Source organism: Pseudotabrizicola formosa, assembly GCF_002900965.1.
Classification (GTDB): Bacteria; Pseudomonadota; Alphaproteobacteria; order Rhodobacterales; family Rhodobacteraceae; genus Pseudotabrizicola; species Pseudotabrizicola formosa.
Map to the genome: position 1 here is coordinate 38,572 of NZ_PJOM01000002.1, position 15,155 is coordinate 53,726.

The 15,155-nt window shown below is 64.7% G+C and carries 13 protein-coding genes; 9 read left to right on the forward strand and 4 right to left on the reverse strand.

The annotated features are described in order from the left end of the window. Positions 1-29: 29 nt before the first annotated feature. From CXR43_RS04310 to CXR43_RS04335, 6 genes are all read left to right on the forward strand, one after another. Positions 30-662, forward strand: a complete 633-nt coding sequence (locus tag CXR43_RS04310; RefSeq protein WP_103332859.1) for an NAD(P)H-dependent oxidoreductase — start codon at positions 30-32, stop codon at positions 660-662. Positions 663-837: 175 nt separating this feature from the next. Further along, positions 838-1,821, forward strand: a complete 984-nt coding sequence (locus CXR43_RS04315; protein WP_103332860.1) for a hypothetical protein — start codon at positions 838-840, stop codon at positions 1,819-1,821. 109 nt (positions 1,822-1,930) lie between these two features. After that, positions 1,931-3,673 (forward strand): 30S ribosomal protein S1, encoded by a 1,743-nt coding sequence (gene rpsA, locus CXR43_RS04320; protein ID WP_267134638.1) that lies wholly within the window; start codon positions 1,931-1,933, stop codon positions 3,671-3,673. Positions 3,674-3,860: 187 nt separating this feature from the next. After that, positions 3,861-4,145, forward strand: coding sequence for an integration host factor subunit beta (gene ihfB, locus CXR43_RS04325; protein WP_103332862.1), 285 nt, complete (start codon positions 3,861-3,863; stop codon positions 4,143-4,145). 105 nt (positions 4,146-4,250) lie between these two features. Next, a complete protein-coding gene (locus tag CXR43_RS04330; protein ID WP_103332863.1) occupies positions 4,251-4,610 on the forward strand; it encodes a lipopolysaccharide assembly protein LapA domain-containing protein in 360 nt (119 codons plus the stop codon). 6 nt (positions 4,611-4,616) lie between these two features. Further along, on the forward strand, positions 4,617-5,279 hold the full coding sequence (locus tag CXR43_RS04335; protein WP_103332864.1) for a phosphoribosylanthranilate isomerase: 663 nt from the start codon (positions 4,617-4,619) through the stop codon (positions 5,277-5,279). Positions 5,280-5,383: 104 nt separating this feature from the next. On the opposite strand, the gene CXR43_RS04340 is transcribed toward CXR43_RS04335, so the two are convergent. Further along, complete coding sequence (locus CXR43_RS04340; RefSeq protein ID WP_103334012.1) at positions 5,384-6,163, reverse strand: DUF4394 domain-containing protein; 780 nt, start codon at positions 6,161-6,163, stop codon at positions 5,384-5,386. Positions 6,164-6,364: 201 nt separating this feature from the next. On the opposite strand from CXR43_RS04340, the gene trpB reads away from it, so the two are divergent. Then, the gene (gene trpB, locus CXR43_RS04345) at positions 6,365-7,597 is read left to right on the forward strand and encodes a tryptophan synthase subunit beta (RefSeq protein WP_103332865.1); all 1,233 of its coding nucleotides are present in this window, start codon (positions 6,365-6,367) and stop codon (positions 7,595-7,597) included. A 63-nt stretch (positions 7,598-7,660) separates the two neighbouring features. Here trpB and CXR43_RS04350 read toward each other — a convergent pair whose 3' ends face one another. Next, positions 7,661-8,047 (reverse strand): DUF2237 family protein, encoded by a 387-nt coding sequence (locus CXR43_RS04350; protein WP_103332866.1) that lies wholly within the window; start codon positions 8,045-8,047, stop codon positions 7,661-7,663. A gap of 280 nt (positions 8,048-8,327) precedes the next feature. Here CXR43_RS04350 and ileS point away from each other — a divergent pair, with 280 nt between their 5' ends. Continuing rightward, positions 8,328-11,234 (forward strand): isoleucine--tRNA ligase, encoded by a 2,907-nt coding sequence (ileS, locus tag CXR43_RS04360; protein ID WP_103332868.1) that lies wholly within the window; start codon positions 8,328-8,330, stop codon positions 11,232-11,234. 52 nt (positions 11,235-11,286) lie between these two features. Here ileS and CXR43_RS04365 read toward each other — a convergent pair whose 3' ends face one another. Further along, the gene (locus CXR43_RS04365) at positions 11,287-13,500 is read right to left on the reverse strand and encodes a primosomal protein N' (protein WP_103332869.1); all 2,214 of its coding nucleotides are present in this window, start codon (positions 13,498-13,500) and stop codon (positions 11,287-11,289) included. 89 nt (positions 13,501-13,589) lie between these two features. Between CXR43_RS04365 and fsa the strand changes: the two genes are divergently transcribed. Further along, on the forward strand, positions 13,590-14,243 hold the full coding sequence (fsa, locus tag CXR43_RS04370) for a fructose-6-phosphate aldolase (protein WP_103332870.1): 654 nt from the start codon (positions 13,590-13,592) through the stop codon (positions 14,241-14,243). Between the two features lie 41 nt (positions 14,244-14,284). Here the strand turns inward: fsa and CXR43_RS04375 are convergent, their stop codons facing one another. After that, positions 14,285-15,136, reverse strand: coding sequence for an asparaginase domain-containing protein (locus CXR43_RS04375; RefSeq protein ID WP_103334013.1), 852 nt, complete (start codon positions 15,134-15,136; stop codon positions 14,285-14,287). Between the last annotated feature and the right edge of the window lie 19 nt (positions 15,137-15,155).

Below are 15,155 nucleotides of genomic sequence, written 5' to 3' on the forward strand. Positions count from 1 at the left end.
AAGGGCCGGTCAGAAAGAAGGCTTGTCCGATGCTGAACGAAAAACTGAACTGGCGTTACGCTGTCAAGAAGATGGACCCGTCCAAGGCCGTGCCGCAGGACAAGGTAGACCGCATTCTGGAGGCGATTCAGCTTGCCCCCACCTCGAGCGGGTTGCAGCCGTTCGAAGTGATCGTGGTCACCAATCCGGAGATCAAGGCCAAGCTGCGCGAGGTGGGCTATAATCAGGCCCAGATCACCGATGCGAGCCATGTGCTGGTGTTCGCGGCCTGGGACAATTACACCGCCGCGCGCGTTGATGCGGTGGTGGACCTGCTGGTGGAAGAGCGCGGCATTCCGCGGTCTGCCGTGTCGGACTATTATGACAACCTCAAGTCGATGCTGCTGCCGCGCGACGCGGAGGTGAATTTTGAGCATGCCGCGCGTCAGGCTTATATTGCCTTTGGCATCGGCCTGACTGCCGCCGCCTTTGAAGAGGTGGACTCGACCCCGATGGAAGGGTTTGATCCGGCCGCCGTGGATGAGATCCTGGGTCTGCGCGCGCGCGGGCTGCGGTCTGTCACGCTGATGCCGCTGGGCTACCGCGCGGCGGAAGGCGACTGGCTGCAGGGCATGAAGAAGGTGCGCAAGCCCTTGGCCGAGATGGTGCGCGAGGTCGCCTGATCCGGGTGGCCCCTGGGGCTGGCGGAGCATTGTGACCTTTGGCAGGCGCGGCATCCCCGGGATGTCGCGCCTGTGTCTGTGTGGGGCCGGGGTGTTGCGGTTTTCGGCTGTGCAGGGGCCGCCCATCTGCGCTACTGCTGGCGCGACGGGGATCGCGGCAAGGGACGGACCGGCCATGGCGCAGGCGCGCATCGTGTTTCATCTGCCGGCACGCTATCTGGACGAGTGGCGCGAGGCGCGGCATCTGCTGCTGTTTCGCCGGATTGAAGAGCTGTTCGCACCGCTTGGCGCGCAGATCGTGGTGCGTGACCGGCGGGACGGGCCGTTTCAGGACGGGGCAACGCGGGCCTATGATGACGGCGATCTGCATATTCTGGAAACCGGGCGGGCGCGGGGGCCGGGGGTTCTGAATGCCTCCGTCGCCTATCTGCATCCGTTCTGGCATCTGGACCCGGTGGGCGTGCTGGCGGAAAGCAGCATCGGGGCGCGGGCGTTCGACGCGTCGCGGATCAGGACCAAGCCGGCACGGGCGTTCTATGAGCGGATGCAGGCGCGATTTCCGGCGCGGCGGCAGTCGCGCCGCGAGCAGGAGATGCAGGTGACCCGGTTTCCGGCCGGGGCGATATCGGTGTTCCTGCAAGGGCCGCTGCCGGAGGCGTATGGCCTGACCTATGCCAGCGGCGAGGCGATGCTGCGCGCGGTGGCGCAAGGGGCCGGGGGCCGGGCGGTTCTGGTCAAGGCCCATCCGCTGGCGGTGGAGCATGACACCGAGGTGATCGCGCGGGTGCTGGCCGATGGTGTGGCGGTGACCCCGACCCAAGCCAATGTGAATGACATGATTGCCGCCTCGGTGGCGACGGTCAGCGCCAATTCCGCCTGTGCGATCGAGGGGTTTTTGCAGCGAAAGCCCGCGCTTTTGTTCGGGCGTTCGGATTTTCACCATCTGGCGGAAACGGTCCGGCATCCGGGAGGGTTTCCGCAGGCGCTGGCCAGGGTGCTGGCCGCGCCGGAGCCTGACTATGCGCGGTTCCTGTTCTGGTATTTCGCGCGCAATTGTCTGAACGTCTCGGGGTCGGGGTTTGCGCAAAAGGTGCTGCGCATCTTTGCACAGGCCGGATTTGCGCCGGACCGGTTGGGCATCCGCGCCGATCTGGGCTGATTGCCCGTGTTTGTCTTGCCCTTGGCGTGATCTTTGGATATAGGCCGCCCATCCTGACAGGAGTCTTGATGGCCGCAACTGCGGGCCATGCGCGGTGTCCTGCAGGCGGATCACAGACCGGCGGAGCCAACCGCATGGCCAGAAAACCACGAAAAAGGACAAACTGCATATGTGCGCTAAAGCTACCATGGAAGACTTTGAAGCCCTGTTGAAGGAAAGCTTCGAAATTGACACGCCCGAAGAGGGTTCGGTTGTCAAAGGCAAGGTCATCGCGATTGAAGCGGGCCAGGCCATCATCGACGTCGGCTACAAGATGGAAGGCCGCATCGATCTGAAAGAATTTGCCAACCCCGGCGAGCAGCCTGACATCAATGTCGGCGACGAAGTCGAGGTCTATCTGGACCGCGTGGAAAACTCGCGCGGGGAAGCCCAGATCAGCCGTGAAAAGGCCAAGCGCGAAGAAGCCTGGGACCGTCTGGAAAAAGCCTATGCCGCCGAGACCCGCGTCGATGGCGCGATCTTTGGCCGTGTCAAAGGTGGCTTTACCGTCGATCTGGGGGGCGCTGTTGCCTTCCTTCCCGGCAGCCAGGTTGACGTGCGCCCGGTGCGTGACGCCGGCCCGCTGATGGGTCTGAAGCAGCCGTTCCAGATTCTGAAAATGGACCGTCGCCGTGGCAACATCGTTGTGTCGCGCCGCGCCATCCTTGAAGAATCGCGGGCCGAACAGCGTGCTGAAGTCATCGGCAACCTGACCGAAGGCCAGACCGTTGACGGTGTGGTCAAGAACATCACCGAATACGGTGCTTTCGTGGATCTGGGCGGCGTTGACGGCCTGCTGCACGTGACCGACATGGCCTGGCGCCGTGTGAACCACCCGTCGGAAATCCTTGCCATTGGTGAGACTGTCAAAGTGCAGGTCATCAAGATCAACAAGGAAACCCATCGTATCTCCCTCGGCATGAAGCAGCTGCAGGAAGATCCGTGGGATGCGGTGGAACGCGCCTATCCGCTGAACTCGGTCCACAAGGGCCGTGTCACCAACATCACCGATTACGGCGCATTTGTTGAGCTGGAAGCCGGTGTTGAAGGTCTGGTTCACGTCTCGGAAATGTCCTGGACCAAGAAGAACGTGCACCCCGGCAAGATCGTTTCGACCAGCCAGGAAGTGGATGTCATGGTGCTGGAGATCGATTCCGCCAAGCGCCGTGTGTCGCTCGGCCTCAAGCAGACCCAGCGCAACCCGTGGGAAGTGTTCGCCGAGAACAACCCTGTGGGCTCGACCATCGAAGGCGAAGTCAAGAACATCACCGAATTCGGTCTGTTCATCGGTCTGGAAAACGACATCGACGGCATGGTTCACCTGTCCGACCTGTCGTGGGACCAGCGCGGCGAGGATGCCATTGCGAACTACCGCAAGGGCGATACCGTCAAGGCGGCTGTGTCGGAAGTTGACGTCGAGAAAGAGCGTATCTCTCTCTCGGTCAAGGCTTTGGGCGAAGACACCTTTACCGATGCGGTTGATGGCGTGAAGCGTGGCTCGGTGATCACGGTTGAAGTGACCGCGATCGAAGAGGGTGGCGTCGAGGTGGAGTATAACGGCGCCAAGTCGTTCATCCGCCGCAGCGACCTGAGCCGTGACCGTGGCGACCAGCGCCCCGAGCGGTTCCAGGTTGGCGACAAGGTGGATGTGCGCGTCACCAACATCGACGCCAAGACCCGCCGCATGGGTCTGTCGATCAAGGCACGCGAGATCGCCGAAGAGAAAGAAGCGGTTGAGCAGTATGGCTCGTCCGATTCGGGTGCGTCCTTGGGCGATATCCTTGGTGCGGCGCTGAAAGGCGACAAGAACTGAGGCTTTCCCCTCGAATGTTGATGAAAGGCCCCGCCGAAAGGTGGGGCCTTTTTGTATCTTACGGGGATTCCTGCCTTTTCGTTTGTGTGGTGCGATTTTTTTTGCCTATAGTCGGGTCACAATAATTAACGTGGCGGCAGCATTTGCGTGATCGAAGCGCGAGCCGGCCACAGGGGGGACACTTCGGATGATCCGTTCGGAACTGATCCAGAAAATTGCGGATGAAAACCCGCATCTGACGCAGCGCCATGTCGAGCGCATCGTGAACACGGTGTTTGAGGAAATCATCGAGGCCCTGGCCAAGGGCGATCGGGTAGAGCTGCGCGGCTTTGGCGCGTTCTCGGTCAAGTCGCGTGATGCGCGCGTGGGCCGCAACCCCCGGACCGGCGAGGCGGTGGAGGTTGAGGACAAGAAGGTGCCGTTCTTCAAGACCGGCAAGCTGCTGCGCGACCGGCTGAACGGGAAAAGCTGAGGGCCGCCTTTTGCCGCATGAGGCGCGCGCCCCTTGCGCCGGGAAGCTGCAGCGCCGATACTCGGGATCAGACCTGCACAAGAGATGCTCCGGGGGAGTTTGCCCATGATCCGTTACCTGCGCTATCTGTGGCTGGCCGTGCTGGCCATCACCCTGCTGACGGTGGCGCTGGCCAACCGGGCCCCCGTGACGCTGCGCGCGCTGCCCGATGATCTGGCGGCCTTTGCCGGCTTTGGCTGGCAGATCGACCTGCCGCTTTATGCGGTGATCTTTGCCAGCATTCTGGCGGGCGTGTTGATCGGGTTTGTCTGGGAATGGTTCCGCGAACACAAGTACCGCGCCGAGATGACCACCAAGTCGCGCGAAGTGTCCAAGCTGGAGCGCGAGCTTGCGGTGATGCGCGACACCAAGCCGGAACAGCGCGATGACGTGCTGGCGATTCTGGACCAGCGCAAGGCGGGCTGATTTTTCATGGCGGATATCAGGGTCAAGATCTGCGGTCTGCGGACCGTGGAGGATGTGGCGGCTGTCGCGGCGGCGGGGGCGGCCTATGCGGGGTTTGTGTTCTTTCCCAAAAGCCCCCGGCACCTGACGATTGCGCAGGCCCGGGTGCTGGCATTGGCGGCTCCGGTCGGGCTGGCCAAGGTGGCGCTGGTGGTGGACGCCGATGATGCGACGCTGGACGAAATTACCGAGGCGATGCCGCTGGATATGCTGCAACTGCATGGCCATGAAAGCCCGGAGCGGGTGGCCGAGATCCGCGCGCGCTATGGCCTGCCGGTGATGAAGGCGGTGGGGGTTGCCGATGAGGGCGATCTGGCCGCGGTGCTGGAGTATTCGCTGGCGGCGGATCAGATTCTGGTCGATGCCAAGCCCCCGAAAAATGCCGATCTGCCGGGCGGCAACGGACTGTCCTTTGACTGGCGGCTGGTGGCGCAGCGGCGCTGGTTGCGGCCGTGGATGCTGGCGGGCGGGCTGACGCCCGGGAATGTGGCGCAAGCGATCCGGCTGACCAATGCGCGGCAGGTGGATGTGTCGTCAGGGGTGGAGTCTGCGCCCGGGATCAAGGATGCGGGAAAGATTGCGGGGTTTGTCGCGGCAACCCGGGACCCTGTGGTGCCGATGTTGCGCTGACCCGGCCAACGGCTTGCGCGCAGGGCCAAGGGCAGATTGGAAGAAGGGGGGCAATGACTTGCCCCCCTTCTGTCGTTCCCAGCATAGATGGTCGGACTGTCCGCTTACATGGCGGGCAGGATGGTCAGGTCGCGCAGCGCCTCATCCGTGCCGGTGATGGCCCAGGTGCCGGTCAGCGCGCCGGTGGCGAGATCCACCGTGTGCAGCCCGCCGTTTGCGGCCAGCCATGCGGTGTTGGTGCCATCTTCGGTGGTGTAGACATCCAGAGCAACCGGGCCTTCGAGTGTGACGCCAAGCATGCCGATGGTGGCATTGGTGCCATCATTCGGGGCAGTCTGTTGCAGCAGGGCCGACATGCCGGTGTCGATGTTGTACATCGCGGTCTTTTCCGGCTTGCCGAAGCTGTTGGTATAGGCGGTGGCGGCGACCATCAGACCGCTGCCGGCATTGGCATCCGCGCCATCCCAGTTCAGCGCGCCGTCCACGGTGACTTCGCCGGTGTCCATGTTGATGCGGTGGTTGGTGCTGCCCGACATGAAGCGCAGACGGTCTGCCGCCGGGTTCACATCGACGATGACCGGCGCGCCATCGGCAATTTCCATCATGGTGTTCATGGTTGACAGGGGCGTGGTTTCACCCGTCATCGGGTCGATGACCACGATGGCCTGTTCATCCGTCACGCCGATCACGGTCTGGTTGCCGGGGCGGTAGTCGATGCCGTGCAGGCGGGTGACGCCCTGCACCTCGACCGTGCCGGTCACGGCGGCGGTTTCCGTGTCGATCATCACAAGGGTCTTGTCGCCGGTCAGGCCCAGGGCGGTTTCGGCATGGGCCGGTGCTGTCAGGGCGGCGGTTGCCAGAAGGGCGGTAAGAAGGCGGGTCATCATGTCACTCCGTTTTGTCAGGAAGGCCGTGTTGGCCATTGCACAGAGGATACGTATGGGTTTGGGGCAGAGTTTCAGGCGGTGTCATAACGAAACCGTTATCTGTGGCCCGCCGCGCGGCTTTACCAGACCGGGGGAGCGCGCTAGGTAGGCGAGGACAGCCGGACCGGGACTGGTCTGGGCAGGAGAGGGACGCGCGCCATGGCCGAGGACGGAATCAACAGCTTTATGACGGGGCCGGATGAGGCCGGGCGTTTTGGCATCTTTGGCGGACGCTTTGTGTCGGAAACGCTGATGCCGCTGATCCTGGAGCTGGAAGAGCGCTATGAGTTCGCCAAGACCGATCCGGCGTTCTGGGCCGAGATGGAGGATCTGTGGACGCATTATGTGGGGCGCCCGTCGCCGCTGTATTATGCGGAGCGGATGACCAAGCATCTGGGTGGTGCCAAGATCTACATGAAGCGCGACGAGCTGAACCACACCGGCGCGCATAAGATCAACAATGTGCTGGGCCAGATCATTCTGGCGCGGCGCATGGGCAAGACCCGGATCATCGCGGAAACCGGGGCTGGGCAGCATGGGGTGGCCACGGCCACGGTCTGTGCCAAGTTCGGGCTGAAATGCGTGGTCTATATGGGCGCGCATGATGTGGAGCGGCAGGCCCCCAACGTGTTCCGCATGAAGCTGCTGGGGGCCGAGGTGGTGCCGGTGACATCGGGGCGCGGCACGTTGAAGGACGCGATGAACGACGCGCTGCGCGACTGGGTGACCAATGTGCGCGACACGTTCTATTGCATCGGCACGGTCGCGGGGCCGCATCCTTATCCGGCGATGGTGCGCGATTTTCAAAGCATCATCGGGAAAGAGGTCCGCTGGCAGCTTGCCGAGCAGGAGGGCGAGGGGCGCCTGCCAGATACGGTGATTGCGGCCATTGGCGGCGGGTCGAATGCGATGGGGCTGTTCTATCCGTTCTTGGATGACCCGTCGGTGGGCATCATCGGGGTGGAAGCGGGCGGCAAGGGCGTCGATGACCGGATGGAGCATTGCGCGTCCTTGACCGGCGGGCGGCCCGGCGTGCTGCACGGCAACCGCACCTATCTGCTGCAGGATGAAGACGGGCAGATTTTGGAAGGGTTCAGCATCAGTGCGGGGTTGGATTATCCGGGGATCGGGCCGGAACATGCCTGGCTGCATGATGTGGGCCGGGCGAAATACGTCAGCATCACCGATGCCGAGGCACTGGAGGCGTTTCAGCTGTCCTGCGCGCTGGAGGGGATCATCCCGGCGCTGGAGCCAAGCCATGCCCTGGCGCATGTGATGAAGATCGCGCCCGGCTTGCCTGCCGACCATATCATCGTGATGAACATGTGTGGCCGGGGCGACAAGGACATCTTCACTGTGGCCAAGCACTTAGGCTTTGACATGAAGATCTGACCGGGCCTTTCCGGTTGCAACGCATCCCCGCAGGCGATGGCTTGCGGGGGTTTTTTTATCTGGTCACTCGGGTTTGCCCGCCGGATCGGTCGCATAGGTCTGCAACACTTCGAGCGGCACGACTTGCAGCGTGATGGCATGGGTGGCGGCAAGGTTGACCTGCGGGGCGGCCCCTTCCTCATGCGCTTGCAGGAAGCGCCCGGCGCAGAGGCACCAGCGGTCGCCGGGTTTGAGGCCGGCAAAGCCGTATTCGGGGCGCGGGGTGGACAGGTCATTGCCAAGGTATTTCGACAGGGCCAGAAATTCTGCCGTCATCACCGCGCAGACCGTGTGCAGGCCCCGGTCCATCGGGCCGGTGTCGCAGCAGCCGTTGCGGAAAAATCCGGTCATGGGCGCGGTGGAGCAGGGCTGCAGCGGCAGGCCCAGCACGTTGACGGAGGGTTCTTTCATGGCGCATTCCTTTTTGTCGATGATAGGCACTGGGGCGGGACTGTCCACCCTGTGCCTGGAGCGCGGCCCTGCGGCACAGCGCGCGGCGCTGCCATACCGTGTGATCTGGACCGCCGCCGATCCGGCGCGTATAAGGCGGGTCATGTGGATGATCCGTATCATAGCGCGAATTAGCCGCCCGGCGTTTTGACGGTAGCGTCAAGGCGTCCGGGACGCGTTCTGCCTGCTGCGCGACCTGCGTTGGTCGCCGATCCACTCCCCCTTTCCAAGGATTCCGCCGATGTGCGCCGATACGCCTGACACCACTTTGCCAGATTACCGCGAGACCGTGTTCCTGCCCGAAACCAGCTTTGCCATGCGGGCGGGACTGCCCGCGCGGGAGCCGGAGTGGCTGGCTAAGTGGCAGCGGCTGGGGGTCTATGACCGGCTGCGCGCGGGTGGCAAGGGGCGCGCGCCCTTTGTGCTGCATGACGGGCCTCCTTATGCCAACGGGCACCTGCACATCGGGCACGCACTGAACAAGGTGCTCAAGGACATGGTGGTGCGCAGCCAGCAGATGATGGGCCGCGACGCCCGCTATGTGCCGGGCTGGGATTGCCACGGTCTGCCGATCGAGTGGAAGATCGAGGAACAGTACCGCGCCAAGGGGTTGGACAAGGATGATGTGGACATCGTCACCTTCCGTCAGGAGTGCCGCCGTTTTGCCGAAGGCTGGATCGACATCCAGCGTGAGGAGTTCAAGCGGCTGGGCATCACCGGCAAATGGGACAAGCCTTACCTCACGATGGATTACCACGCCGAGGCGGTGATCGCGGATGAGTTCATGAAGTTCGTCATGAACGGGTCGCTCTATCAGGGGTCAAAGCCCGTGATGTGGTCGCCGGTGGAGAAAACGGCGCTGGCCGAGGCCGAGGTGGAGTATCACGACCATACCAGCCATACGATCTGGGTGCGGTTCGTGCCGCAGGCGGGGGCGCTGGACGGGGCGTCGGTCGTGATCTGGACCACGACGCCCTGGACCATCCCGCAGAACCGCGCTGTCGCCTTCAACCCCGGTATTGCCTATGGGGTGTATTCGGTCGATGCGGTGGTCGAAGGTGCGACCGCCAAAGCCGGTGAAAAGATTGTCGTGGCCGATGCCTTGGCCGAGGGGGTGATGAAATCGGCCAAGGTCGAGGGCTTTACCCGTCTGCGCGATGTGACGGCGGCAGAGATGGGCGGCGTGTTCCTTGCCCACCCCTACCGTGGGATTGCGGAGGGCAACGGCGAGTGGGACTTTGACGTTCCCCTCCTCCCCGGCGATCATGTGACCGATGACGCGGGCACCGGGTTTGTGCACACCGCGCCAAGCCATGGCGATGACGACTATCAGTTGGGGCTGAAATTCGGCCTGCCGATGACCTATAATGTCGAGGCCGATGGCAGCTATCGCGCCGATCTGCCGGTGTTTGGCGGGCAGGCGATCCTGACGGCGGAGGGCAAGGAAGGCCCGGCCAATGTGTCCAACATCAAGGCGCTGCACGCGCAGGGCGCGCTGCTGGCCAAGGGCAAGCTGAAGCACTCCTACCCGCATTCCTGGCGGTCCAAGGCGCCGCTGATCTTTCGCAACACCGCGCAGTGGTTTGTCGCCATCGACAAGCCGCTGGACGATGGGATGGCGACCTATGGTGAGAGCATCCGCAGCCGGGCGCTGAATTCCATCAACCAACTGGTGCAATGGACCCCGCAAACCGGGCGCAACCGGTTGCATTCGATGATCGAGGCCCGGCCCGACTGGGTGCTCTCGCGCCAGCGCGCCTGGGGGGTGCCGCTGACCTGCTTTGTGAAGAAGGGGGCCAAGCCGACCGATGCGGACTTCCTGCTGCGCAATGCGGAGGTGAACGCCCGGATCACGGCGGCCTTCGAGGCCGAGGGCGCGGATGTCTGGTATGTGCAAGGATTCAAGGAGCGGGTGCTGGGTGGCATCGTCGATCCGTTGGAATATGAACAGGTCTTTGACGTGCTGGATGTGTGGTTCGACTCTGGCTCGACCCATGCTTTCGTGCTGCGTGACCGGGAGGATGGGGCCAGCGACGGCATTGCCGACCTTTATCTGGAAGGCACCGACCAGCATCGCGGCTGGTTCCATTCGTCGATGCTGCAAGCCTGCGGCACCAAGGGCCGCGCGCCCTATCGCGGGGTGCTGACCCACGGTTTCACGCTGGATGAAAAGGGCATGAAGATGTCCAAGTCCTTGGGCAATACCGTTGCCCCGGAAGAGGTGATCAAGGAATATGGTGCCGATATCCTGCGGCTGTGGGTGGCGCAGTCCGACTATACGGTTGACCTGCGGATCGGGAAGGAAATCCTGAAAGGCGTTGCCGACAGCTATCGCCGCCTGCGCAACACCATGCGCTATATGCTGGGCGCCTTGCATGGGTTTGATGAGGCCGAACGGCTGCCGGTCGACCAGATGCCGGAACTGGACCGCTGGGTGCTGCACCGGCTGGCCGAGCTGGATGCCGAGGTGCGGGCGGGCTATGCGCGCTATGATTTCCAGGGCGTGTTCCGAGAGGTGTTCACCTTTGCCACCACCGACCTGTCGGCGTTTTACTTCGATGTGATCAAGGACACGCTCTATTGCGACGCGCCCGATGCGGTGACCCGCCGCGCGGCGCGCACCGTGCTGGATCTTTTGTATCACCGGCTGACCGGCTGGCTTGCGCCGATCCTGGTGTTCACGATGGAGGAAGTCTGGCTGGAGCGCTTCCCCGGCGAGGACTCCTCGGTGCATCTGACCGATTTCCCGGAAACCCCCGCCAGCTGGCGTGATGATGCGCTTGGCGCGAAATGGGCGCAGGTGCGGCAGGTGCGCCGGGTGGTGACGGCGGCGCTGGAAGTGCAGCGCACGGCAAAGGTGATCGGCTCGTCGCTGGAGGCGGCACCGGAGGTCTATGTCGAGTCGGCCGCGCTGCAAGCGGCGCTGACCAAGGTTGATATGGCGCAGGTCGCCATCACCTCGGCGCTTGCCCTGTCCAGCGGGGCTGCACCGGCGGGGGCCTTTACCATGGCGGATGTGCCGGGGGTCGCCGTGGTCTTTGCCCCGGCTGCGGGCCAGAAATGTCAGCGCTGCTGGCAGATTTTGCCCGATGTTGGCACCCACAGCCACCCGGGCGTCTGCCAGCGCTGCGACACCGTGCTGGGCTGATCCGGAACGGGCAGTCCCGGCGTGCGGGACGGGTGCCCGCGCGAGGGGTTGGTCAGTAAAAGCTTTGCGGGTCGATGTCGATCGCCAGCCGCAGATTGGCGGGCAGCTTCACCTGTGCGACCCATTCGGTCAGGGCGGCTTGCAGGGTGCTGCCCTTGTCGGCCTTGACCAGCAGCCGCACCCGGTGGCGGCCGCGCACCCGGGCGATGGGGGCGGGGGCCGGGCCGAAGACCTGCGCGCCGATGCGGCGCAGGGGGGCGTCGCGGCGGGCGAGCTCTGCGCCCAGATCGAACACCTGCGCCACATCGGGGCCAGAGAGGATGATGCCCGCCATCCGGCCATAGGGCGGCACGCCAGCGGCCTGCCGCTCGGCGGCTTCGGCCTTCCAGAACGCCTCTTCATCGCCGCCCAGGATGGCGCGGATCACCGGATGGTCGGGCTGGTGGGTCTGCAACAGGGCGGTGCCGCGCAGCTCGGCCCGGCCCGCGCGGCCCGCGACCTGACGCATCAGCTGAAAGGTGCGTTCGGCGGCGCGCAGGTCTGACCCTTGTAGCCCAAGGTCGGCGTCGATGACGCCAACGAGGGTGAGGAGGGGGAAATTATGGCCCTTGGCAACGATCTGGGTGCCGATGATGATATCGGCGCCGCCAGAGGCGATGGTTTCTATCTGGGCTTTCAGCGCGCGGGCCGATCCGAACAGGTCGGACGACAGCACCGCCACGCGGGCACCCGGAAAACGGGCGGTGACCTCTTCGGCCAGACGTTCGACGCCGGGGCCGACGGCGGCCATCTTGCCCTCGACCTTGCAGGCGGGGCAGGTGGTGGGCACCGGTTTGGTGGCCCCGCATTGGTGGCAGACTAGGCGTTTGAGGAAGCGGTGTTCCACCATCCGCGCGTCGCAATCGTCGCAGCCGACCTGATGGCCGCAGGCGCGGCACAGCGTGATGGGCGCATAGCCGCGGCGGTTGAGGAACAACAGGGACTGTTCGCCGCGTGCCACGCGGGCGGTGACGGCGGCGGCGAGGCTGGGAGAGATGAAACGGTCGTTTGACAGCGCCTCCGCGCGCATGTCGATGGCCTGCATGGCGGGCATTTCCGCCGCGCCATAGCGCGCGCCAAGGTCAAGGCGCAGGTATTTGCCGGCGTCGGCATTGGCCCAGCTTTCCAGACTTGGCGTGGCAGAGGCCAGCACCACCGGGCAGCCCTGAATCGCGCCGCGCAGCACCGCCATGTCGCGGGCGTTGTAGAGCACCCCTTCCTCCTGCTTGTAGGAGGTGTCGTGTTCTTCATCGACCACGATCAGGCCAAGATCCTGAAACGGCAGGAACAGGGCCGAGCGTGCCCCCACGACAAAAGACGCACCACCTTCGGCCACCATGCGCCACAGGCGGCGGCGTTCGGTCATGGTGACGCCCGAGTGCCATTCGGCGGGGCGGGCGCCGAAGCGGGCCTGAACGCGGGTGAGGAAATCGGCGGTCAGGGCGATTTCGGGGAGCAGCACGAGGGCCTGGCGTCTTTGGCGCAGGCATTCGGCGACGGCTTCCAGATAGACTTCGGTCTTGCCTGATCCGGTCACGCCCTTGAGCAGGGTGCAGGAATACTCCCCTCGGTCCACCGCCGCGACCAGTGCATCGCCTGCGGCGATCTGGTCGCCGGCCAGACGGCCATCGGCCTGGGCGTTCAGCGGCGGGTAGGGGGTATCCTTGGGCGCGTCCTCTTCGGCCAGCACGCCTTTGGCCACAAGGCCCTTGACCACCGAGGCCGTGCAGCCTGCCGCTTCGGTCAGTTCGGCAAGGGTGACCGCGGCCCCGCCGTAGCTGCGCAGCGCCTCGATCACGCGGAAGCGGGCGTCGGTCAGCTGGTTGGGCACCGGCCCGGCAAGCCGGTAGACGCGGCGGGTCGCGGTGCCGGCCATCAGCCCCGGCGCGCGGGTGGCAAGGCGCAGCATGGCGGGCAGGGGGGTCAGGGTATAATCGGCGGCGCGGGTCAGAAAGCTGCGCAGCTCGGCCCGCATCGGGCGGGCGTCGAGCACGCGGGTCACAGGGCGCAGCTTGGCCGGGTCATAGCTGCCTTCCCCCGGGCCCCAGACCACGCCCAAAATCTTGCGCGGGCCCAGCGGCACCTCGACCAGATCGCCATCGCCGCAGCCGCCCTCGGGCGCGCGGTAGTCGAGCACGCCAGGACCAGCCCGGCCCAAGGCTTCGGTGATCAGCACTCCCACGGTCTGGCCCGGCGCATATGTCCGGTCTGTGACTGTTTGCGCCATCACCTGTCTTTCGCTTTTGATGGTCTTGGGGTAAACCCCCCCGGAACCTGTCGCAACCCCCTGCCGCACTTACCCGAAGGACGCGCCCCATGAGATTTTTCGTAGATACCGCCGATGTCGCGGCGATTGCCGAGCTGAACGACCTGGGCATGGTCGATGGTGTGACCACCAACCCGTCGCTGATCCTGAAATCCGGTCGCAATATTCTGGAGGTGACCAAAGAGATCTGCGGCATCGTCTCGGGCCCGGTGTCTGCCGAAGTGGTGGCGATGAAGGCCGAGGACATGATCGCCGAGGGCCGCAAGCTGGCCGATATTGCCGAGAATATCGCCGTCAAGGTGCCGCTGACCTGGGACGGGCTGAAGACCTGCAAGGTGCTGTCGGATGATGGGCTGATGGTCAACGTGACCCTGTGCTTTTCCGCCAATCAGGCGCTGTTGGCCGCCAAGGCGGGCGCGACCTTCATCAGCCCCTTCATCGGGCGGCTGGATGACATCAACCTGGATGGTCTGGAGCTGATCAGCGACATCCGCCAGATCTATGACAACTATGGCTTTGACACCCAGATCCTGGCGGCGTCGATCCGCACCGCGAACCATGTCACGCAATGCGCGCTGATCGGGGCCGATGTGATGACCGCACCGCCAGCGGTGATCAAGGCCCTGGCGACCCATGTGCTGACCGACAAGGGGCTGGACCAGTTCAACAAGGACTGGGCGCAGACCGGCCAGAAGATCCTGTAATTTCAGGACAGAAACTGCCCCCTCCTGCAGGAGGGGGAGGTTCAGGACAGGGCCAGCCAGAGCCGTGCGAGCGCCAGCTCTGCCGTTTCGGCCCCGCCGTTTTCCACTCCGGCAGACCACAGCGCCGCTCCGGCGGCATAGGCGGCGGGCTCCAGCCCGCCGTTTTCGCATTGGCTCACCGCGCGCAGGCGGCAGCCACGGGCGGTGGCGCTGTGCAGGGCGTCGATGATCGCCGGATCGTTCATCATGGTGCCGGCACCGTAAACCCGCAGCACCGCGCCATCCAGCTCCGCCAGAACGGCGCGCAGGGCTGACGCTGGCAGGCCGGGGGAGAGCGAGAGGATGGCCAGCCTGCGGTCGGCGAAGCGGCGGGCGGCTGTGGGGGCGGCGGTCTGCGGGGTGCTGCGGAAGGCATCTGCCGCGTGGCTGTGCTGCTTGACCAGCCCGGCGGCAGGCAGCAGGCGGCCAGCAAAGGCCAGCCAGACCCCGGGCGGGGCGGTCAGGGCCGAAGCCAGCGCCAGCGACAGGTTGGCTTCGGCATCGCCCCCCGTGTTCAGGGGGGCCATGGAGCCGCACAGGATGACCGGCAGGCGCAGGTCTGCCAAGGCGCAGGACAGGGCGGCCCCCGTGTAGGCCATGGTGTCGGTGCCATGGACGATGACCACGGCATCGCCCTGCCACGCCGCGATCCGGTCGAGCATGTGGTTCCAGTCTGACGGGCGGATATTGGCGCTGTCGATCAGGGGGGTGAGCTGTTCCACCGTAAGCCGGGCCCCCGCCGGGGTCAGGGCGGGCAGGGCAGACTCGAGCACGCCCGCGCCGGGGTGCAGGCCAGTGGGACCGGGCACCATGCCGATGGTGCCGCCGGTGTACAGGATCAGAACATGGGTCATGGCAATGGTCCTCAGCACG